1 protein-coding gene is annotated in these 480 nt (G+C 52.3%); it reads left to right on the forward strand.

The genetic code is table 11. The features are described from left to right. Nucleotides 1-480: VCBS domain-containing protein (locus tag RH86_RS18090; protein WP_009387872.1), on the forward strand; the 480-nt coding region annotated here is incomplete at both ends.

Raw genomic sequence — 480 nt, forward strand, 5'->3', positions numbered from 1 at the left:
TAACTGGGTCTATAACGTCGACAACGCGGACGTGCAGTACCTTGCCAAAGACGAAACCAAAATTGAAACTTTCACCGTTACATCGGTGGATGGCACCACCCACGATATTGTTATTACCATTACTGGTGTGAATGACAGTGCGATCATCTCTGGCAATGCGATTGGTGCGGTGACGGAAGATGATACCGATCCAGTACTCACCGATTCAGGCGTGTTAACCCTGACTGATGCTGATACCGGCGAAGCGAAATTTGCCCCGACCAGCGTCGTCACGCCAGCTGGTGCGCTCGGTGAGCTTACCATCGATGCGGATGGCAACTGGGTTTACAACGTCGATAATGCCGACGTGCAATATCTGGCGCAAGATGAAACTAAGGTGGAAACGTTCACTGTCGCCTCAGTGGATGGCACCACCCACGATATCGTGATCACTATTACGGGGGTCAACGACAGCGCCGTCATCGCTGGCGATGCAATTGG

This window comes from Vibrio sp. N418 (assembly GCF_000222565.1).
GTDB lineage: Bacteria > Pseudomonadota > Gammaproteobacteria > Enterobacterales > Vibrionaceae > Vibrio > Vibrio scophthalmi.